Source organism: Methylomonas sp. 2BW1-5-20 (assembly GCF_052474515.1).
Window position 1 is genome coordinate 3,367,467 of the sequence record NZ_CP184127.1, and the last position, 20,592, is coordinate 3,388,058.

The following is a 20,592-nucleotide window of genomic DNA, read 5'->3' on the forward strand; positions in this document are numbered from 1 at the left end:
GGGACTCTGAAACCTAATACTATTTGCAGCTTTGCGCTGCGTACGCGCTTAAGGCAGGCGGGAACCAATCATATTGGCTTTACATTAAGACTGAAATGTCGCCCGGAAGCAGCATGACGCGAGCCGGCGACGTCGCCGACTCAATCTTCGACGTTTTCCAGTAAATGCAACATATGCTGCAAACAAAACAGCGTAGCCTGTTGCCGCACGGAATGTCTGTCGCCGACAAATTGTGTCTTCAAAGCCTCGGCTGCTTGACCGCGCCGTTGCCAGCCGATAAACACCGTACCGACCGGCTTGGCTTCGCTACCGCCATCCGGTCCGGCAATACCGGTGATAGCCATCGCCAAATCGGCAAGGCTATGCGCTAACGCGCCAACGGCCATTTCCAAAGCCGTCTCCGCGCTGACCGCGCCTACTGTTGCCAATGTCTCCCGCCTTACCCCCAGCATGTCGATCTTGGCTTCATTGCTGTAAGTGACGAAGCCGCGTTCGAACCAAGCGGAACTACCCGGCACATCGGTTACAGCCTTGGCAAGGCCGCCGCCGGTACAGGACTCCGCCAAAGCCAGACGCAAATCGAGCGTTTTTAATCGCTTGCCGAGCGTTTCGGCAAGCAGATAAGTGTCACACATGATCACAGGAAAGGTTAAGCAGGGCGTCGAGCCGCAAAGAGGATGGCTTGCTGCGGACTTGGATTCACGGCAAGCTACTGACGGCTTTATTTCGGTAATTTGGCAATTTCGGAGACTTTCTCGAAATCGGCGCCAACGCTGATAATAAAGCTGGTTACCTGCTCAATGCTCATCTCCGACTTGACCACTTTCGATTCGTGCACGATTACTGCAAAACCTGAGGTCGGGTTGGGCGATGTCGGCACGAACAGTACATAACGGTCTTCGGTCTTGTTGGTGACATAGGCCGGCACCCAAATGCCTTCCTTGGGATATTCGATGTAGACCACTTCGCGCGGTTCCTGCAACTGATGTCCGGCTATCATGTTCACCAACTTTTTGGTGACGCGGTAAATCGTGCTTAACAGCGGGATGCGCTCAATCAGATGCTCAAACATCGCAATGATGGAGAATCGGCCCATGCTGACCCGATGCCCAACATAAGTAATAGTCGCGAAGCTGGCGGCGAACAGCAAGAATGTCACCAGATAATTGTCGGAGTACCCATAAACGAATTGAAACAAATCGGTGAGCCGGTCTTTTACGAACAGCACGATTTGCACAATCACCATAATCGGAATAAAAGCCAGAACGCCGATCAGGGTGTGATTGAGGATTTTCTTCATGATGCGCCTACCTTTTTAGTTATAGTTGTCAGGAATAATGGTTTTATCAGAGTTATGCCGGTTAAGGAAGTCCCGATGCAATCGACGCACAATTCACCGCAATTGCCGACCTCAACGGACAAATCTAAACAAGCAGCGCGTGGAAACCGCCATCAGCGGCCACAACACGGAAGCCAAGCACAACAGCGCGGATAACGCGGTTTGGCTGGCGCTGGCATCCCAGATGGTCAGCGAGCTATTCAAGGAAATATTGGACGGCGCTAAAAACGGAAACATTGAAACGCCCATGGTCAGGATCGTCATCGTCACCATTACCGCACTGGCCAGCAAAGCCCAGTAAGCCCGGTCCAGCCGCGACAGGATCAACGCGGCAATCCCTGTTACAAAAGCCAATGTCGGCAAAGCCCATAACGCCGGTTCGTGCTCGTAATTATCCAGCCATAAACCGTCGCCGCGCTTCACAAACTTGGTCAGCGGATTGGACATGCCGTTGGGCAATATTTCGGTATTGACGTGATAGCCTTCCAGGTGGGTAATCCACATGCCGGCCAGTGCAAACAACACTAAAAACCCGATGCCGCTGGTCAATACCAAGGACTTGCAACGTTGATAAAGCGCGTCCCGACTGTGAACCTGCAGATAAATGGCGGCATGAACAGCCAGCAAGGCCACGCAAGTAGCGGCCGTCAGCGCGGCAAACGGGCTAAAGAAGCCGCCGAAGCTGCCCAAAAACGCGATATGCATGTCGCTAGCCAAATGAAAAGGCACGCCTTTCAATAGATTGCCCACCATCAAGCCCAGCAGTACGGCCGGAATTAATCCGCTAAAAAACAAGGCTTTGTCCCATTTTTGCAGCCAATCGGCGCGACTGATACTACTGCGAAAATATAAACCCAAGGGCCGCACGAATAATGAAAGCACCATCGGCAGCAATAGAGGCTGAAAACTGGCAAACGTCGCCGCGTACACCGTCGGCCAGCCGGCAAACAACACAGCAACCGTCACCAGCAACCAGAGCTGATTACCGGCGCTGAGCGGAGCCAAGCGGGCAACGAGCGCCGCACGCTGGTCTTCCGAGTCGTGTAGTAACGGTAGTAACATACCGACGCCGATTTCGATGCCGCTGCTGAGCGCAAAACCGATTACAAACAAACCCAGTACCCCCCAACAGACCAGGCGCAGCATTTCGTAATCAAGCAACATGGCTCTGCTCCTCGCCTATCGGCATCGCAACGGCACTACCCTGGCCGATAAATTTCAACGTCAAGCGCACGGCAAGCAAGACCAAACCGGCATAAGCCAAGCCATAGGCTATCAGCCCGACTGTCAAATCGGTTGCCGTCAGCGTGGAAACCCCCTGCCAACTCGGCAGAATGCCGGCAGCCAGCCAAGGCTGCCGGCCTGTTTCCGAGATAAACCAGCCGCTGGCACCGGCAAGCAAAGGCAGGGGCCAGGCATATAAACCTGCTTTCAACAGCCAGCGTTTATGCCAACCGCAGACGCTGGTCACCGCTGCGGCGAAAAAAAAGATCAGCATCGCACCGCCAACGGCAATCATAAGCTTATATCCCCATAACAACGGCACCGGCTTTGGCAAGCTGGCACGAGCTGCTTTTTCGACTTGCGCCTGACCGGCATCCTCTACGTTTTCCTGCCAGCGTTTCAGCAATAAGGCATAACCCAGATCGACCTTGGCCGCGGCAAAGTCCGAGAGCAACTGCGGGTCGGTTTTTTCGTCGCGCAATTCCAAGAGCAAGGCATATGCCTGTTTGCCGATCTCAATATGCCGGCGGTTTTGTTCGAAAACATCGTCAACCGGCAGCCCATTAATCGCCGCCAATTTAGCGCGCTGTACCACGCCTGTGCCGTAAACACTGGGATCGCCAAACGCGATGGCCGCAGCAACGGCCAACAAACCCAAAGCAGCGGCGGCGCGATAAGAAAATTGCGCCAATTGCGTTTCGCGCTGCTTGAGAAGATAGTAAGCACTGATCGCCAAAACAAAACCGGCGGCAACCGCATAGCTTGCCAGCAAACTGTGTCCGAATTTCGCCAAACCAAGCGGATTGCTGAATACCGGATGCAGATCGGTCAGTTCCATGCGCAAGGTTTGAGCGTTTAAGTCCGCGCCAAGCGGATTTTGCATCCAGCCGCTAGCCATCAGAAAACCGTACAAACTCAAATGACAACCGATAGCAATCAGCCAGGTCACAACAAGATGGGCCGCGTTGCCTAAGCGCGCGCGCCCGGATAAAAGCCAACCTATGCCGTTGGCGGCAATGAACAATCCGGCCAAACCCAGCAATAAAGGCAATGCAAATATGTCGCCGACATAGTGCGAAAAATAAGACCAGTTGCTACCGAATTGACACGTCATCGCCAAACCGGAGGCGACGCTCAAAGCAAAACCGACCGCGAAGAACTTGCCCCAGAATTGCGTCATCTGCCGATAAACGGCGTTTCCGCTGAGCAAAAACCAGGTTTCCATGCCTGCCAACAGCAACGACAGACCCAGCGTCAACGGCACAAATAGAAAATATTGCACGGCATTCAACGCAAACTGCGCCCGCGACAACTCGACAACCGTTTCGGAAATCATCTCCACCCCTCGGTCCAGCTCAAAATGCCGGCAATTATAGAATTATCCGCCCGCTTATCGGCGATTTTTCTCTACCGCATCGCATTATTAACGGACCGGAAAGCTGAAGAATACTTGGTAGTGATATACACTTTTCAAATTACCGACACACTTGTCAAAACCTCATGGGCTCTAATCGGCGCGGCATCGTTGGACTAAAAATCATCGGCATAGCGCTGCTGTACGCCCTGTTGGCCAAATTAGTACTGGCATTTTTTTCCGATAGCGGCAACGTTACACTGGTTTGGTTTCCGGCCGGTTTAGGCCTAGCCACATTCCTGCTGGGCGGCACACGTTATTGGCCGGGCATTTTTACCGGCGCGTTTGCCGCCGGCATGCTGGTTGGCGACTCCTGGCCGATCTCGGCCTGTATCGCCGCCGGCAATACCTTGGAGTCGTGGCTGGGTGCATGGCTGCTGCTCGGCAATCCTGGGTTCTCGCTGTCGTTGCGCCATCCGCGCGACTTTGTGTGGCTGGCAGTCACCGGGATGGTCACAGCCGGATTCAGCGCGCTGATCGGCCCGATGACCTTACTCTTGAACAAATACCTGACGCTGGAAGCGCTTTTGCCCGGCATGTTGCATTGGTGGATGGCCGATGTCCTCGGGATAGCCCTGGTTACGCCGCTGATTTTAGTCTGGCGCAACTGGCCGAAAGATTGGTTTGCCCGTACCCGCCTGCCGGAAACCCTGGCCTTTCTATCGTTCAGTTTTCTCAGCGGTCAAGCGGTATTTTTAAGCTGGTTTCCCGAACTATTAAGTGCATACGGCCAAACCTATTGGGCTTTTTTGTTCGTGGTCTGGGCTGCGGTAAGGTTTGGACGCCATGGAGTACTGTTATTGATTGCGCAAACAGCGATTCAATCCTTATGGGGACTGGAACATCAACTTGGCGCGTTCGCCACCGTACATCCGCAAAGCGGCCTGCTAAACATTTGGTTTTATCTAACGATTTTAGCCAGCGTCGGCATTCCGCTGGCCTTGACGCTGTTCCATCAACAACAAACCACCCACGCCCTGCAACAAAGCGAAGCGCGCCTGAGCTTTGCCTTGCAGACCATCAATACCGGGGCCTGGGATCTGAATTTACAAGATTATTCGGTACAACGCACGCCGATTCACGACCAAATTTTCGGTTACAGCCACCCCTTGCCGGAATGGACATACCACACCTTTCTCGGCCATGTCGTTCCGGAACATCGGCAAATGGTGGACGGGAGTTTCCTCGATGCTTGCTCGGCGCAAGGCAACTGGAATTTCGAATGCAAAATTCGGCGTATCGACGGCGAAATTCGCTGGCTGCACGGCTCGGGTTGCCATCAGCCCGGCTACTACCCCAGAATGACCGGCATACTGAAAGACATTACCGAACAAAGACTGGCAGAAGAAGACCGGCAACTGGGTGCGCTGTTTTTTCAACATTGCCGGGAAGCGATGATGATCACCGAAGCGGACGGCACCATCGTATCGATTAACCCGGCATTCAGCCGCATCACCGGCTACAGTAGCGAAGACGTGGTTGGCAAAAATCCGCGCATGTTGGCGTCCGGCCGCCATGATCAGGAATTTTTTCACGCCATGTGGCAGACCCTGAATAACGGCGGCGAATGGCAGGGCGAGATTTGGAATCGGCGCAAAAACGGCGAATTGTATGTCGAACAACTTAGCATCAACACCATTTTCGACCGCGCTGGCTTGCCCTTACGCCGAATCGGCCTGTTTTCCGATATTACGCAACGCAAGCTCAGCGAAGAACAACTCTGGAAACAGGCAAATTTCGATCCGCTCACCGGCATCGGCAATCGGCGCATGTTTTACGACAGGTTGGATCAGGAAATTAAGAAAGCGCAGCGCGGCGGCTGGTTTTTAGCATTGCTGGTCGTGGACATCGAACAATTCAAGGCCATTAACGAGCACTTCGGCTACGCGAACGGCGACCGCATTTTGCAGGAAGCGGCGCAACGGGTACTGCCTAATGTCCGGGAAACCGACTTAGTGGCGCGAATGGACGGCGCGGAGTTTGCGATTATTCTGACCGAGCTGGAACAAATCGACAGCGTGACGCGCATTGCTAAATTGATCATTCAAAAATTCGCCGAGCCCTTTGCCGTTGAAAACGATGTTGCGGAACTCAAATGCCGTGTCGGCATCGCCATTTGCCCCGATGACGCGGATGGCACCGAGTCGTTGAAACAAGCGGCCATGGATGCGGTGAAACATTGCGGCTTACAAGACTTTAGGTTTGCAGCCCCGCCACCGGCGGCCTAGCCCAGCTCTTAACAAAGCCGTTGTTTTGGAAACACGCAGCTAAAACGGCTACCTTTTCCCAACTGACTTTCGATTTCCAATTTGGCGTCGTGCCTGACCAGTACATGTTTGACTATTGCCAAGCCCAAACCGGTCCCCGGAATTTTTTGATTGCGTTTGACTTCGGCCCGATAAAAACGCTCGGTAACCCTCGGAATATCCATACTGGCGATGCCATCGCCGAAATCTTCCACTTCAAAACAAACGCCACCGTCGGCCCGATTGCGCCAGCTCACTTTAACCGGCGAGCTGGGCGGCGAGTATTTCATCGCATTTACCAGTAAATTGCTGAACGCGCTACGCAATTCGTCGGTATCGCCACGCACATTGACACCGCTTTCCACCAATAACTCGACCCGGCGCTCGTCTTTTTCCAACAAATCGCTTTCCAGACACACCTGCCCCAGCAATTCCCGAATATTGACGCATTCGAATTTTTTGGTTTTGCTTTCCAACCGCGCCAATAGCAGTAAATCGTCGATCAATGCTTGCATGCGTTCCGTTTGCGCGGCCATGTTCTGAAAGGACCGCGTGTAAGGACTGCTGCCGCCATCCATCTCCTGCAATGTCTCCAGATAGCCGCGCAGCACCGTGATCGGCGTGCGCAACTCATGCGAGACATTGGCGACGAAATCCGTACGCATCCGTTCGATATTCTTCATATGGGTAACGTCCTGCGCCATCAGCAGCCGCAGACCGGCGCCGTATGGCACGATACCGATTTGCAATACCATGTTTTCGTTGATTGGCGAAGGAATGCAGATTTTATTCCGGTAATCCTGGTCTTTCAGATATTGGATAAACAGCGGATGACGTACCAGATTGGGAATCCGCTGACCGTTATCGGATCGTTTCAGACCGAGAAAATCGTGAGCGACCTTATTGCTCCACTCGATCTCGCCATAACTACCCAACACCACGATCGCATCTGGCAAGGCACTGGTGGATTTACGGAAGCTATCCAACATCTTGCCGAGCTTTTTCTTGCGGCGCTTCTGGCTCTTGCGGATTTTATACAGGTGATAATAGATGTCGCCCCAAATGCCTTTAAAATCCGGGCGCTCGCCGATGCCCCCCTGGCTCAGCCAGCGTTCCAGCTTGTTAACGCTGATGGTTTGTTTGATGTACAGAAATGAGGTGATGACCAGTAAAAAATAACTCAAATGGCCCACAAAAAAACTCAGCAATAAAGCCGGTAACAGTAGCCCAATAGCGATGTTAATTTCCCGCTGCCAACGCTGCATGAACAATCAATTTGCGATCGAAAAACGGTAACCGAAACCGCGCACGGTCTGAATCAGTTCCTCACGGCCGTACGTAGCCAAAATCTTGCGCAAGCGGCGAATATGCACATCCACCGTGCGCTCCTCGATATACACGCTACGGCCCCAGACCTGATCCAGCAAATGGGTGCGGCTGTATACCTTGTCGGGATTGGTCATGAAGAATTGCATCAATCGAAACTCGGTAGGGCTAACTTCCAGGCTGCTGCCGGCGATAGTCAGTTTATGTTGCTCGGCATCCAGTGTCAGGTCGCCGACAGTAAGTTGGCCGGACTCCGATAACTTGCCGCTACGGCGCATTACGGCCTTGATCCGGGCGATCAGTTCCTTCGGCGAAAAAGGCTTGGTAACATAATCGTCGGCGCCGATTTCCAGGCCGCGAATCTTGTCTTCTTCCTCGCCGCGCGCGGTCAGTAAGATGATTGGTAAATCCTTATAACTCGGCTCGTTCTTCAGCCGCCGGGCCAATTCCACGCCGCTGATTCCCGGCAACATCCAATCCAGCACAATCAAATCCAGCATATTGTCTGCCAGACTTTGCCTAGCCTGCTCGGCGCTGCTTGCGGCCAAAACGTTAAACCCAGCCTGCTCCAACACCATAACCAGCATTTCCCTGATGGCTTCTTCATCTTCCACGACCAGGATATTCAAGTTCGACATAAGCATTTTTTGTCTAAAGGGTCCAAGGATTTGGCTAATTTAGCAGCGCTATATTACCGCTTTGTGACAAAAAAAACCGGCCAATCCCCGAATTTACCGACCCTTGCTCGCGCTGGGAATAGGCTGCACCTGGGTTCCGCTGTCGCCGACCGGCGCGGCAAACGCATCGGAAACCAAGGTACCGACATTCCCGCCGCTCAGCGCCTTTAAAAAGGCGACAAGATCGGCATTCTCCTGCTCGGACAAAGCCAGCGGCTTGAGCAAGGGCGACAAGTTTTCGTTGGCAACGCCGCCTTGATTGTAAAACCGCACCACATCTTCCAGAGTTGGCAACGAACCGTTATGCATATACGGCGCGCTGAGCGCGATATTGCGTAGCGTCGGCGTTTTGTAGGTCCAGCGGTCGGCCGGATTTTGGCTGATCTCGTAATACCCCAGATCATTGGGTTTCTCGGCATTCAAACCTTTCAGATTATTACTATCCACCTCCACGAACGCGCCGGGCGCGACTTGCACTCTTTGCTTCTCCGGCGCTTTTTGCATGGATTCGATATAGCCAACACCGGTGTTATGGCGTTTTTGATCGGTAAATAGCGCAGACTTTTCTCCCACGCTATGACAAACGCTACAACCTGCTTTGCCGGTAAACAGTGTAAAGCCGCGCTGGGCGGGCTCGCCGAGCGCAGCTTGTTGTTTACCGAAATACCAGCGGTCGAAAGCCGAATCGGCAGCGTTCAAAGTGCGCTGATAACTGGCCAAGGCTTGACCGATGGTTTCCATCGTCGGCCCTTTGTTAAAGGCTTTTTCGAATAAGCCACGATAGTCTGCACTGACTTTTAGCTTGTCCACCACATAGCCGATAGACGGATTGGCCATCTCGTTATGTGCCAGCAGCGGCCCCCACGCTTGCTGCTCCAGACTGTTCTCGCGGCCATCATGAAACAACAATTGCGCATAACCGACATTATACAAAGACGGACTATTGCGCCGAACGCTACGCCCCTCGATGCCGACTGCGGTGGTCATTTCGTTATTGCTGAAGCCTTGTTCCGGGATATGGCAGATCGCGCAGGAAAAGGTATTGTTCAACGACAAGCGCCGGTCAAAAAACAGCTTGCGGCCCAGCGCTATCTTGGCTGGCGTCAGCAGATTGTCTCTAGGCACCGGCAATTTCGGTAAACCCAGCGGCGGCTGTTGCACCAAGGCCAGCAAATTCAGCCGGCTGCCCCAGGCGCTGGGCCAGCGCCAAGGAGCGGGTTTGGTAATCGGCTTGCTGGTAGTTTTGTTTATTATCGCCAGGCTGAAACAACATGTCCGCCTGTGCCTTTAGGGGCGCGGATTGCGGTTTGGCGACTGCCAGCAAGGTTTTTACATCGTTGATCAGGGTGTCGGCATGCAGGAAATCCACGCTATAAATATTACGGACGTTTTTGTCTTTATCGATCAAATACACCCGTAGTAAATGCGAAAAGGTGCCGGTGAAATAGCCTTTGTCGTCGTAGACTTTTTGCACGTTTTGCTGATAGCCGTCGAGGATGGGCTGCAAAGCGGTTTCGTTGCGCGTAGTCAAAAATTGCCAGTCGAAATCGCCGGTTTTAAAACCTTCGCCGTAATGACGCATCATTTCCGGCGTATCCTGGGTCGGGTTAAAGCTGAGCGTTAATAATCTGAGTTTGTCGGCTAATTCCGGCTGTTTTTGCAATTGCCGGCTGATCTTGTGCAGCACCTGGGTGGCCAGCGGACAGCCGTTGACATCGCTGCAGGCGGCGTAGATGAAGCTGAGTATGACGATTTTGTCGCCCATCAAGTCGTGAAGTTTTTTAGTCTGGTTGTTGGTGGTTATTACTTCGCCGTCGGCGGCTGGATTGATAATCGGCAGGGTGTAGGTGCCGGGTTTTGCGGGTTTAAAAGGTAATTCTGTGTAACCGGGGGCTAGAGGTTTTTGATTTTGTTCTTCGGCGTGAATGGCTGTGTTTGCCAGTAAACAGAGAATACCGAGTAAATAAGGGAATTTCATGAGATTGCTGTTTACTCTTTGTGGTGTCGCTATCGCGACGGGTTTTTAATGTCGGGTTTCGGCCCGACAGCCGAGATACTTTCTTTTGCGTCGCCAAAAGAAAGTATCCAAAGAAAAGGCGACCCGGATGCCGCTTATTCCCTGCGCTCCTCGCTTTTGAACGGGGTCGCCGAAAGGGGCTTCCAGCCCCTTCGGCAACGTGCGGCATCCATGCCGCACCCCTTCGGGCTGATCCGTTCAAAAGCTCCGGTGCTCGGCGCGGCATACGGGATAAAACCATCCCGGAATATCAAAATTAACTATCGCGAACGATGCGCTTAACATTGTTCAGCACATCTACGGCCCTACCGACCGAAGTGAAAACTTAAAAAAACTCAGCATTTTCAGCTATTAGTTGACCGATTTCTGTTTGCACCAGCATTGAAGACTGGCTGATACGCACAGATTGAAGTTTGTTCGGGTTTAAAAAACTATATTTATCAGAGCCTTTTCTGGGATTGCTTGTAAACCTTACAATTGGGCGTAGTGTCTTCCGATCAAATAAAAACACGCTACCACCTAATGAATGATCATTCTTGATCCCCTCGTTAACTTGAACCAGCGCAACGTAATGATCCGAGCAAAACTCCGTGTAATCTTCAATCCATGAAAAATCGATGATTACATTACGTCTGTCCATAACACCATGAAGTTTTCCATCTTTAAGGCGTATCATGTGAAAGCCGCAGTGTTCCTCTGCTAGCTCATCCGATATTGCCGATTTTTTCTCCATTGGTTTTGGTGAGCCGTTAAAACCTAAAACTATTTTTAATGCGGAATCAACCCCGTCCGCCAACTTTCCCTGTGGATAACTCTTCTCATATTGACTATCTAATGGGCAGTAATAACTACGATCTCCCAGAGACTTAATTCTTAACAGCTGTTCAAACAATACTTCTTTTTTTTCACCGATCAATCGAATAACCGCACCACCTTGATTTGCTTTGGCTTCCAATACTGGATAGTTATTCTGTTTGGCTCGAAGTACACGAATACCATAACCGTTATATTGCCTATAAACCATCCATTCGCGGTCATCCTGTATTTCAATGTAATTGTCAGGCATAGGAAGATATAAATGAGGTATGCCTTTTTTTGGTTCAGTCAGTTGGGCATCCATGTATACGCCAAGCGAGGCATTAGACTGGATCATTTGTCGTTCGGGCCAAGTCAATTCAATCCCACAAGGATCGAGCGTCATGAACGCCATTTTTCCACTTAGAAACAGAGTTTTTTCCTGCTCATTAGCTTCTCGCAATTGGCGCAAATGCACCTGATAGGCTCCAAAAAGTACGGCAATCACTAAAATACCCAACAACCACAAACCCCGAGCACCTAGAAGCCCTATTTGTATGAATGCGGCGCAAGTCATCAGAATCAGAGCTTCAATCCAGATAATAGCGCCCCACCCCCAGGCAGTAATCGGTGACATTCCCCCATTTTCGTTGACAAGTATTTCATTACAGAGGGGCAAAGTAGCTGCGAATCCAACCATAAATAAAACCGACCAGACCGGTTTTTTTTCACTGATTACTTTAAAGAATACTGAAATAAAGAATACGTTTGCATAAACGGCCCATCCGTTACTCATCCAACCAAACGGTATCCCGAGTAACAATATATAAATACCATTTAGAGTCTCTCCTCCAAATCCATATTTAAACCCTGGAAAAAAGAGCGAAAAAAACCAGAGACAAAGAGCAGCTATAGCCAAGTGTGAAGGCTCAATACGTAGTTTGGCTAATTGCATTTTCCTAAACTCATAATTTAAAAGACGTAAGGTGCATTGAGTATTTTGGCACTAATCATTCGGCGCATGACGCTATCGCTAATGCACCCTACAAATCTTCGTAAAAAATAAGCTGTCGGATTTAGCGCGGGGGGTTCTCCCGTATGCCGCGCCGAGCACCGGAGCTTTTATCGAGAATAGCCCGAAGGGGCAGCGCATGGATGCGCTGCGTCGGCGGAGGGGCTGGGAAGCCCCTTCTGCCGACCCTCGATAAAAGCTTCGGATCGCAGGATCAAAGCGGCATCCGGGCCGCCTTTTCTTTGGATACTTTCTTTTGGCGGAGCAAAAGAAAGTATCTCGGCTGTCGGGCCGGGACCCGACTTTAAATCTAGCCGTCGCGACAGCGACACAAATAAGACAACCCCGAAAGCCATCAGGGCGAATGAATTCGCCCCTACAAACTATTTAGGCGAACCGCCATACAAAGCATACGCCCCAAACCGCATTTGATGCGCCCTACCCAGTTTCTCTTTATTAAAATCAATCGAAAACTGCTCGGTCAACTTGCTGCCATCCCAACTGTAGGCTTTGAAGAATTGCTCGTTATCCGCGCCTTTTTTGTCCCAGTTGGCTAACAGGGACGAGGTGTAATACAAACGTTTGCCGTCCCAGCTTGAGGACACCATATTCACTTGCGCGCCAATTTTTTGCTCGAACACTTGTTTAGGATGAAACGGGTCGCTGATGTCGAAGCGGCGGGTCATGCCGTCCATGAAGGTGTTGACCCACAAGGTTTTGTCGTCACTGGAGATGGAAATGTCCACCGGCAGCGGGATTTTGGCCGGTTCGCCGATGTCAGCGACATCTTTCGCTTGCCATTCGCCTTTGTCGTCTTGATGTATCAACCAGATTTTCGAGGTCAATGCGGTGCTGGTGAAGCAGTAGTTATGATCTTCCGCCCAGGCGCAACGGATTTCCAACGGCGCGCCCGGTACGTCGAAGACTTTTTTCGGCTGGCGGCTGTGTAAATCCCACTGCACCACGGTATTACCAAAGCGTTTCATCGCTTCCGGGTCGGCCAACATTTTGCCGAAATCCATCATGTAATTCGACCAGCCGGTAAAAGACGAAGTCAGCATCAGGTTTTTGCGCGGCAATACCCGCACGTCGTAGTTATAGCCGTCGGCGTATTTGCCGGATTTGATCGCGCCTTCCAAGTTGCTGTCGGTCGGCAACCAGTAGGTGGCGATGTACTCGCCGGCGTTACTGTATTCCACAATCGCGGTGCGGCCGCCGTGGTCTTTGTTATTGGACAAGCCGGTGATGATCATCCGGCCCGGCAAGGCGTACAAACTGTGCGGGCCGACCACACCGCCGCTCTTGGCCACGAAATCGGTGATGGTTTTGCTGAGTTTCGGTTTGGCGGGATCGGTAGACACGTCGAAGATGAAAATCTTGTTGGTATCCAGACCACCGGCCCAGAGAAATTTGCGGTCGTCGGTAAAGTCGGAATGGTGAGCTTCGTTACGGCCACCGACCGACAAGCTGCCGATCACCTTGCCGTATTGTTTGGATTTGGGATTAACGTCGACGGTGACCAGCTTGTCCTGCTCGTCGCCGACGCCTTCGGCGCCCAAGGTCCAGATGTACACAAAATCTTCCTGGCCGGTAATTTTCGCCATGTACGGCGAGGCACAGGTTTCGTCGGCGTTGGCCGACAGGCTGGCGGTGCCGAGCATTAGCGCGGCAGTAAAGGTGCTTAGTTTAAATGTCATGATTGTTATCCCCGTAAATTATCGTTGTTATCGTTCCCACGCTCCAGCGTGGGAATGCATGTTGAACCGCTACTGCGGTTCGAGACGCAGGAGCGTCCCTGGCTCGATTCCAACGCCGGAGCGTGGGAACCATATGCTGCCGTCAGTCACCCGTGGTCGGATCGATGATGGTGGTAATTTGTTCGATGCGATTGGCCGGAAAACCACCCTGCTCGGCGTGATCGCGAATCGCTTGTTCGCTGTCGGCGATATAGATGCAGTAAACCTTGTCGCCGGTGACATAGCTTTGCAGCCATTGAATGCGCGGCCCCATGTCGCGCAATACGCCGCAGGATTTTTGGGAAATGCCTTGCAACTCGGCTTGCGTCAGCTGGCCGGCGCCGGGAATATCGCGTTCGATAATGTACTTGGGCATGATGACCTCCTAATAAATGACCGGTCGTCTAAATTACCGGCGTTAAAAAATGCTGCCGGGAGGGCAGCGGTTATTTCAATTCGTAGGCTGGGTAGAGCGAAAGCGAGCCGAAGACCACATAGTGAAACCCAGCTAAAGTCTGTCAATGCTGGGTTTCATTTCATTCAACCCAGCCTACGCACTGGATCGTCCGAAACCGGTTACCACTCCACAATAAAACAGATTTCTATGACCCAGGTTTTAGCCGCAAAACAATGTTTTTAATGCAAAAATGTAAAGCACAAACAAGGGACCATAGAATATCCAAAAGCCTAACCAAGTACTCAAATTTAGAATAGCCTCAGGTGTTTGATGAGACTTTTTACCTCAATCCACAATAGTGGAATAGCAAGTGGAATCTCGGCAATGATTCCTGCAACAAGAAAAATAAATGTTGTGATGCAATAAAAGGGAGACTTAATCGGATTTTGAAATACCGCGAGCCAAAGTCCAACAACACCTAGCAGTACTGCGGCAAACCATAGTGCACCTAAATACCATGGATCAAAGTCAGCAGCTACGTATGGCGTTAATAACATGAGGAGCGTCGCCGGAAAGGCTCCCCAAATGTACATTAAACCTCCCTGGTTTTGACATTGAACAGAAAATTTGACCACACTAAACCCCAGTGTAAGTTGCAACCATAGATAGAACCATTAGTTCGGATATTTCTTCAAGCCCGAAAATAATCATCCAACAAATCCCGACAAACCGCCTGCAAAGGCTCCACCGATTGCTCGACCTTCATCCGCAATAGCGCCCCTTGCCAGCCGTTCAACATCAAATCCGCCATACTCTTCGCCGAGCGGTCCAGCCTTACCGAACCTTGTTTTTGGCCGCGTTCCAACGCCGCTTGCTGTAAGGCACTGTAACGACCAACAGCATCCAGCAAGGCATCGCGGCACAATGGACTGGTATCGCCGATCTCGCCCATTAAATTGCCCAGCAGACAGCCGCCCTTGAAGCCGGTTTGCGCGACTTCGGCTATCAATCCCAGGTAGTAAGCTTTCAAGGCAGCCAAGCCATCCGTTTCCGGGTTTTGCAAATGCCCGGACAAGCGCAGGATAAACGGCTCAATGTAATGATGGATGGCTTCGGCAGCAAAGCGTTCCTTGCTTTCGAAATAGGCGTAAAACGAACCCTTGGGAATCTGCACGGTATCCAAAATCTCTTTCAAGCCGGTGGCGTGATAGCCTTTTTCCAGCAGCAAGCTGACGCCCTGCTCCAGGAGCTTGTCTTTTTTGAGCTGTTTGGGTGCCGTTTTCGCCATGGACTGCATTATGCGACCGGTCGTCTTATTTTGTAAATAAGTTTTTTCTAATTCACATAAAAACTAGCCGACTTTGTAGGTCAGGGTGCGCGATAGCGTTCCCTGACAATTTAAACTCGTCACGTAACTGCTTTCGCGGCAACGTGACCTACCGAGATGGTTTGTCACGCCGCAACCCAAAACAAGCAAGCGCCAGACCTCAACAAATTAGCGCCTTTCGGCAAGGCAACTAGCGATTTTTCCGCCCTAATATGCTATTTTGGACGCTCTGTTATTTTTCCCTATCCAACCAGCAACATGAGCATAAAATCAGACAAATGGATACGCCGCATGTCCGAGCAGCGCGGCATGATAGAGCCGTTTCAGGCCGGGCAAGTCCGTGAATCCGCGCAAGGCCGCATCATTTCCTACGGCACTTCCAGTTACGGTTACGACGTACGCTGCTCCAACGAATTTAAAATCTTCACCAACATCAACTCCACCATCGTCGATCCGAAAGACTTTGACGAAGGCAGCTTCGTGGATGTGAAATCCGACGTCTGCATTATTCCGCCCAACTCGTTTGCGCTGGCGCGTACCGTGGAGTTTTTCCGGATTCCGCGCGATGTGCTCGTCATCTGTTTGGGTAAATCGACTTACGCTCGCTGCGGTATTATCGTCAATGTCACCCCGCTGGAACCGGAATGGGAAGGCCATGTGACTTTGGAGTTTTCCAACACCACCCCGCTGCCGGCCAAAATCTACGCCAACGAAGGCGTCGCGCAAATGCTGTTTTTCGGCGGCGACGAAGTCTGCGAAACCTCTTACCGGGATCGCGGCGGTAAATATCAAGGCCAAACCGGAGTTACCTTGCCCAAGGCTTGAGTGTCCGATTCTTTAAACGCCACTTCACAATCCATTAAATACATGATGCCGACCAGTCAAACCGACACGCTCGACCAGTATTATCAGCAAGTTCAAGACATTATCCTCAAGCGCCAGGATTGGATAAGCGGCCTGCTACCGGCCAGTACCGCCGTCACCACCCACGGCAATTACACTGATGCCTGGGTGCGGGATAATGTCTATAGCATATTGGCGGCCTGGGGCTTGGGCTTGGCATACCGCAAGGTAGACGGCCAACAAGAACGCACCTATTTACTGGAGCAAAGCGTCGTCAAACTGATGCGCGGCCTGCTGACGGCGATGATGCGGCAAGCGGCGAAAGTGGAAAAATTCAAGCACAGCCAGGACCCGCTGGACGCGCTGCACGCCAAATACAAAACCACTAGCGGTGAAGTAGTGGTTGGCGACAGCGAATGGGGCCATTTGCAATTGGATGCCACCTCCTTGTTCTTGCTGATGCTGGCGCAGATGACAGCCTCCGGTTTACGTATTGTGTTCAGCATCGACGAAGTCAATTTCGTGCAAAACCTGGTGCATTACGTCAGCCGAGCCTATCGGACGCCCGACTATGGCATCTGGGAGCGCGGCAATAAAATGAATCACGGCTTGGCGGAATTGAACGCCAGTTCAATCGGTATGGCCAAGGCCGCTTTGGAAGCGATGTCCGGCTGCAATTTGTTTGGTAAAGACGGCGGTCAGACTGCGATCATCCATGTGATCAGCGACGACATCGCCCGCACCCGCATTACCCTGGAAGCCCTGCTACCGCGCGAATCCATTTCCAAAGAAGTCGATTCGGCGGTACTGAGTGTCACCGGCTTTCCCGCGTTCGCGGTAGACAATAAAGCTCTACGCGAACGCACCGAAGCCTTAATTGTCGACAAGCTGCAAGGCCGCTACGGCTGCAAACGCTTCCTGCTGGACGGCCATCAAACCGTGATCGAAGACCATCAGCGTCTGCATTACGAACCGCACGAATTAAAACAGTTCATGGACATCGAATGCGAATGGCCGCTGTTTTTCTGTTATCTATTACTAAACAAATTGTTTGCCGGGGATAGTGAAGGGGTTGGCGATTATCGTCGCCGCCTGGAAGACCTGCTGGTCGAGCAAAACGGCCAATGGTTGCTGCCCGAGCTTTACATCGTCCCGAACAGTGCTATCGACGCCGAAAAACGTCACCCTCATAGCCAAACCCGCGTCGCCAACGAAAACGTGCCGCTGGTGTGGGCGCAAAGCTTGTATATCCTGGGTGGCTTGCTGCAAGACGGCTTGATCAGCCAAGACGACATCGATCCGCTGGGACGCTACAAAGCCACCCGCCTTTATCCCGATTCAACTTTGCAGATTGCTCTGCTGGCCGAAGACGAACAGGTACAAGACGAGTTGCGCGGCCGCGACATTCCTTCGCAAACCTTAACCGAGATTGCGCCTATTCAAGTCCGCGATGCCAGCGAATTAGCCGACGCCTACACCCAGGTCGGCCGCAATGACCGCATCGGCCTGAGCGGCAGACCGCTGAGGCAATTACGCACGCTGGCTACCTCCAAACTCTATGTCCTGGCAGGCGAACCCCTGTTGTTTCTACCACAGTTCATGAACCAAAAGGGCTTCTACATTGCGATGGACAACCAGTTGCTGATTCAGCGCCTGCGCATGGAACTGGCTTACATCAGCCGCCATTGGGACAATCCCGCTCAACCCTTGCTGGTGATCAATATCAAGCACAACATGTTGGGCAATGAAGACCGGCAAGTTTTACTGGGTTTTATCGACCAACTCCGGGAAGGCACTGTGCAAGGCACGCCGGTAAAACTGGGGCTGTTGACCGATTTCGTGAAAACCTCCAGCAGGGAAAAAATCGGCTATTTGCACGATTTTACTTTTTCCGAAGCCTGCTGGGAGGAAGTGGAGCGGCCGTTCGCCAACTTACTGGCCTTCGACGGCCAAGCTCCGCAAGCGCTGGACAGCTTCGTGTTGACGGAATGGGAAATCGGCGACGACGCGCAACTACTCGCGCAATTGCAAAACAATCCCAACCTGCACGCGCAACTGGAAGCCTTGGCCCTGCTCTGCCAACGCCACGGGCTGGACCACGACACCGGCTTGCGCAACAGCGACGGCACCCCTTGCCAAGTACGGGATTTATTGGAAGAAGTTTATGTGCGGGCCGGTGACCGCCATGCCTGGTATATCGTGCGCCGCTGCGCCGGCTTGGTGGGTAAGTACGACATCAATCTGGAACAAGCCGCCACGGAAATATTGGTCCGCCAACATGGCTTGACCGTGGGCCGCGCCTACAGCGGCAAGGCTACCTTGCGCAGACCGACCGACTCCTGGCAAATCCTGGATACCATCCGCACCTTTAACCCCAACGACAGCAGCCAGCAGATCATCATCCAGGAATTAATTATCTACTTGGGGATGCTGATCAAATTAAAGCCGGAACTGTTCGCCGATATGCACACTATTCGGGTCGGCCATATCCTGCAATTGATCATTGCTCGACAAAAACGCCTGACCAGCACCTCGCTGGACCAAGCTTTCAGCGACATTTTGTCGCTACCGCCGCATCAAGTCGCGGAGTTGCTGCAAGAAACGCTGGAAGATTACAACAACAGCGAAAATCAGCTCGGCCAGGTAGAAACCCTGAATTGCGAAGGCCCGCACCGCGATCTGACGGCGGCGCGTTTTCCCGAGTCGATGAATCCGAAAGACCGTGGCGACGCTGACGATTGGTACGCCTGGCGCGAACAGCAAGGCAGCGTCGGCCGCGAGAACGAGGTATTTTTCGCCGGCGTATGGGACTTATTGCATCACTGCAAAGGTTTGATGGTCGGCGAAAAATACAATAGCAAACGCCGGATTGATAGTGAAATCATGCTAGCGCAAATGACCGCCGGCGAACAAAGCTTTAGGCTGCATATCAACCATATTCTGAATAAAATTCAGGCGCCGGTGTATCGGCAATTGAGCGTGGAAGCTCTACGTGCGTTGGCGTCCATCGTCCGCGATTATCCCGACCTTTACATCGACGACACCTTGGTCACGGATATTTTAATCGGCCATGCGGTCAGAATCAGCTGGCTACAGCAGCATCCGCAATACCGCGATCATTACGAAGAATGCGTATCGCTGGCTTGGCAGGCGTTTTACCAGTTGCCGCCGCATGCGCTGGCCAACGCGATACTCGATGCCTTGATTCACCTGCTCAACAACGCCACCCCAACCTCATGAGGACGCATATGATTCTAGCCGGCGACATCGGCGGAACCAAAACGGTTCTGGCCTTACTCGACAGACAAGCCGACGGCACGCTGAGCTGTTTGCAGGAACAAACCTTTGCCAGCGGCGAATTTCAGACTTTTGAGGAAATTCTGGATCTATTTCTGTGCGACAGCCCAACGGTGACATCGGCCTGTTTCGGCATCGCCGGGCCCGTCGTCAATCAACGCTGCCAAACCACCAACCTGCCGTGGCTACTGGATGGCGAGCAACTCAAAATTCGGCTCGGCACCGAGCGGGTGAAATTGCTGAATGACCTGGAAGCCATGGCGATCGGCATGCTGCATCTCCAGGAACAGGACTTTATCGAACTGAACCCCAATGCCGAACCGCAAACCGGCAATATTGCGGTGATCGCTGCCGGAACCGGCCTTGGCGAAGCCATATTGCATTGGGATGGTCAACACTACCATCCGATTGCCACCGAGGGCGGCCACTGCGATTTCGCCCCGCAAAATCCGCAACAGGACCAATTGCTGGCTTACCTGCGCCGACAATATCCGGATCACGTTAGCTGGGAGCGGATTCTGTCCGGCATCGGTTTCAGCAATATCTACGATTTTCTATTGACCAGCCGCTTCGCGCCCGCATGTCCGGCCATCCCCGCCGGCCCCGGCCCGAGCGCCGGCGTAGACCGCAACGCCCTGATCTCGCGCCTGGGAATAGACGGCGAAGATCCCATGTGCAGGGAAACCGTGCGCTTATTCGCGGAACTGTACGGTGCCGAAGCCGGCAATTTGGCGCTCAAAGCTTTCGCCACCGGCGGGGTTTTCATCGGCGGCGGCATAGGTCCGAAAATCAAAACGGTGCTGGAATCCGGAGAGTTTCTCCAAGCCTTTGTCGCCAAGGGCCGGTTTCAGCCCCTGTTATCCAAGTTATCGGTTAAACTGGCCTTGAATCCGCGCACCCCTTTATTGGGTGCGATGTATTTTTTTGCCGCGTATTAGCCGT

General features: G+C 52.4%; 18 protein-coding genes. 5 read left to right on the plus strand and 13 right to left on the minus strand.

Annotation, left to right across the window (positions count from 1 at the left end; genetic code table 11):
• Positions 1-140: 140 nt before the first annotated feature.
• The 4 genes from ACH50O_RS15595 to ACH50O_RS15610 form a co-directional block, all read right to left on the minus strand.
• Entirely contained in the window at positions 141-635 is a 495-nt protein-coding gene (locus tag ACH50O_RS15595) for a CinA family protein (RefSeq protein WP_446808684.1), read from the minus strand.
• A gap of 86 nt (positions 636-721) precedes the next feature.
• Positions 722-1,300 (minus strand): DUF502 domain-containing protein, encoded by a 579-nt coding sequence (locus ACH50O_RS15600; RefSeq protein ID WP_446808685.1) that lies wholly within the window; start codon positions 1,298-1,300, stop codon positions 722-724.
• Between the two features lie 111 nt (positions 1,301-1,411).
• Positions 1,412-2,503, minus strand: a complete 1,092-nt coding sequence (gene cydB, locus ACH50O_RS15605) for a cytochrome d ubiquinol oxidase subunit II (protein ID WP_446808686.1) — start codon at positions 2,501-2,503, stop codon at positions 1,412-1,414.
• On the minus strand, positions 2,493-3,899 hold the full coding sequence (locus tag ACH50O_RS15610; protein WP_446808687.1) for a cytochrome ubiquinol oxidase subunit I: 1,407 nt from the start codon (positions 3,897-3,899) through the stop codon (positions 2,493-2,495). The genes cydB and ACH50O_RS15610 overlap by 11 nt, the downstream gene beginning before the upstream one ends.
• Positions 3,900-4,063: 164 nt before the next feature.
• Here ACH50O_RS15610 and ACH50O_RS15615 point away from each other — a divergent pair, with 164 nt between their 5' ends.
• Positions 4,064-6,205, plus strand: a complete 2,142-nt coding sequence (locus ACH50O_RS15615) for an MASE1 domain-containing protein (RefSeq protein ID WP_446808688.1) — start codon at positions 4,064-4,066, stop codon at positions 6,203-6,205.
• An 8-nt stretch (positions 6,206-6,213) separates the two neighbouring features.
• Here the strand turns inward: ACH50O_RS15615 and phoR are convergent, their stop codons facing one another.
• The 4 genes from phoR to ACH50O_RS15635 form a co-directional block, all read right to left on the minus strand.
• Complete coding sequence (gene phoR / locus ACH50O_RS15620) at positions 6,214-7,488, minus strand: phosphate regulon sensor histidine kinase PhoR (protein WP_446808689.1); 1,275 nt, start codon at positions 7,486-7,488, stop codon at positions 6,214-6,216.
• Positions 7,489-7,494: 6 nt separating this feature from the next.
• On the minus strand, positions 7,495-8,187 hold the full coding sequence (gene phoB, locus ACH50O_RS15625) for a phosphate regulon transcriptional regulator PhoB (RefSeq protein WP_446808690.1): 693 nt from the start codon (positions 8,185-8,187) through the stop codon (positions 7,495-7,497).
• A 93-nt stretch (positions 8,188-8,280) separates the two neighbouring features.
• Positions 8,281-9,351 (minus strand): cytochrome-c peroxidase, encoded by a 1,071-nt coding sequence (locus tag ACH50O_RS15630; protein ID WP_446808691.1) that lies wholly within the window; start codon positions 9,349-9,351, stop codon positions 8,281-8,283.
• Complete coding sequence (locus tag ACH50O_RS15635; protein WP_446808692.1) at positions 9,344-10,204, minus strand: SCO family protein; 861 nt, start codon at positions 10,202-10,204, stop codon at positions 9,344-9,346. The genes ACH50O_RS15630 and ACH50O_RS15635 overlap by 8 nt, the downstream gene beginning before the upstream one ends.
• A gap of 48 nt (positions 10,205-10,252) precedes the next feature.
• On the opposite strand from ACH50O_RS15635, the gene ACH50O_RS15640 reads away from it, so the two are divergent.
• The gene (locus ACH50O_RS15640; RefSeq protein ID WP_446808693.1) at positions 10,253-10,525 is read left to right on the plus strand and encodes a hypothetical protein; all 273 of its coding nucleotides are present in this window, start codon (positions 10,253-10,255) and stop codon (positions 10,523-10,525) included.
• A gap of 43 nt (positions 10,526-10,568) precedes the next feature.
• On the opposite strand, the gene ACH50O_RS15645 is transcribed toward ACH50O_RS15640, so the two are convergent.
• The 5 genes from ACH50O_RS15645 to ACH50O_RS15665 all read right to left on the minus strand — a co-directional run bounded on the left by ACH50O_RS15645 (position 10,569) and on the right by ACH50O_RS15665 (position 15,471).
• Positions 10,569-11,993, minus strand: coding sequence for a hypothetical protein (locus tag ACH50O_RS15645; RefSeq protein ID WP_446808694.1), 1,425 nt, complete (start codon positions 11,991-11,993; stop codon positions 10,569-10,571).
• Positions 11,994-12,433: 440 nt separating this feature from the next.
• Positions 12,434-13,747 carry a selenium-binding protein SBP56-related protein gene (locus tag ACH50O_RS15650; protein WP_446808695.1) on the minus strand — a complete coding sequence of 438 codons (1,314 nt, stop codon included), beginning with the start codon at positions 13,745-13,747 and terminating at the stop codon, positions 12,434-12,436.
• Positions 13,748-13,889: 142 nt separating this feature from the next.
• A complete protein-coding gene (locus ACH50O_RS15655) occupies positions 13,890-14,162 on the minus strand; it encodes a DUF4242 domain-containing protein (RefSeq protein ID WP_446808696.1) in 273 nt (90 codons plus the stop codon).
• A gap of 329 nt (positions 14,163-14,491) precedes the next feature.
• Complete coding sequence (locus ACH50O_RS15660; protein ID WP_446808697.1) at positions 14,492-14,776, minus strand: hypothetical protein; 285 nt, start codon at positions 14,774-14,776, stop codon at positions 14,492-14,494.
• A gap of 98 nt (positions 14,777-14,874) precedes the next feature.
• Positions 14,875-15,471, minus strand: a complete 597-nt coding sequence (locus ACH50O_RS15665) for a TetR family transcriptional regulator C-terminal domain-containing protein (RefSeq protein ID WP_446808698.1) — start codon at positions 15,469-15,471, stop codon at positions 14,875-14,877.
• A 297-nt stretch (positions 15,472-15,768) separates the two neighbouring features.
• Here ACH50O_RS15665 and dcd point away from each other — a divergent pair, with 297 nt between their 5' ends.
• The 3 genes from dcd to glk are packed head-to-tail and all read left to right on the plus strand — an operon-like array spanning position 15,769 to position 20,588.
• Positions 15,769-16,335: a dCTP deaminase gene (gene dcd / locus ACH50O_RS15670; RefSeq protein WP_446808699.1), complete on the plus strand. Its 567-nt coding sequence runs from the start codon at positions 15,769-15,771 to the stop codon at positions 16,333-16,335.
• Positions 16,336-19,593, plus strand: a complete 3,258-nt coding sequence (locus tag ACH50O_RS15675; RefSeq protein ID WP_446808700.1) for a glycoside hydrolase family 15 protein — start codon at positions 16,336-16,338, stop codon at positions 19,591-19,593.
• Between the two features lie 8 nt (positions 19,594-19,601).
• Entirely contained in the window at positions 19,602-20,588 is a 987-nt protein-coding gene (gene glk / locus ACH50O_RS15680) for a glucokinase (protein ID WP_446808701.1), read from the plus strand.
• The last annotated feature ends 4 nt before the right edge of the window (positions 20,589-20,592 follow it).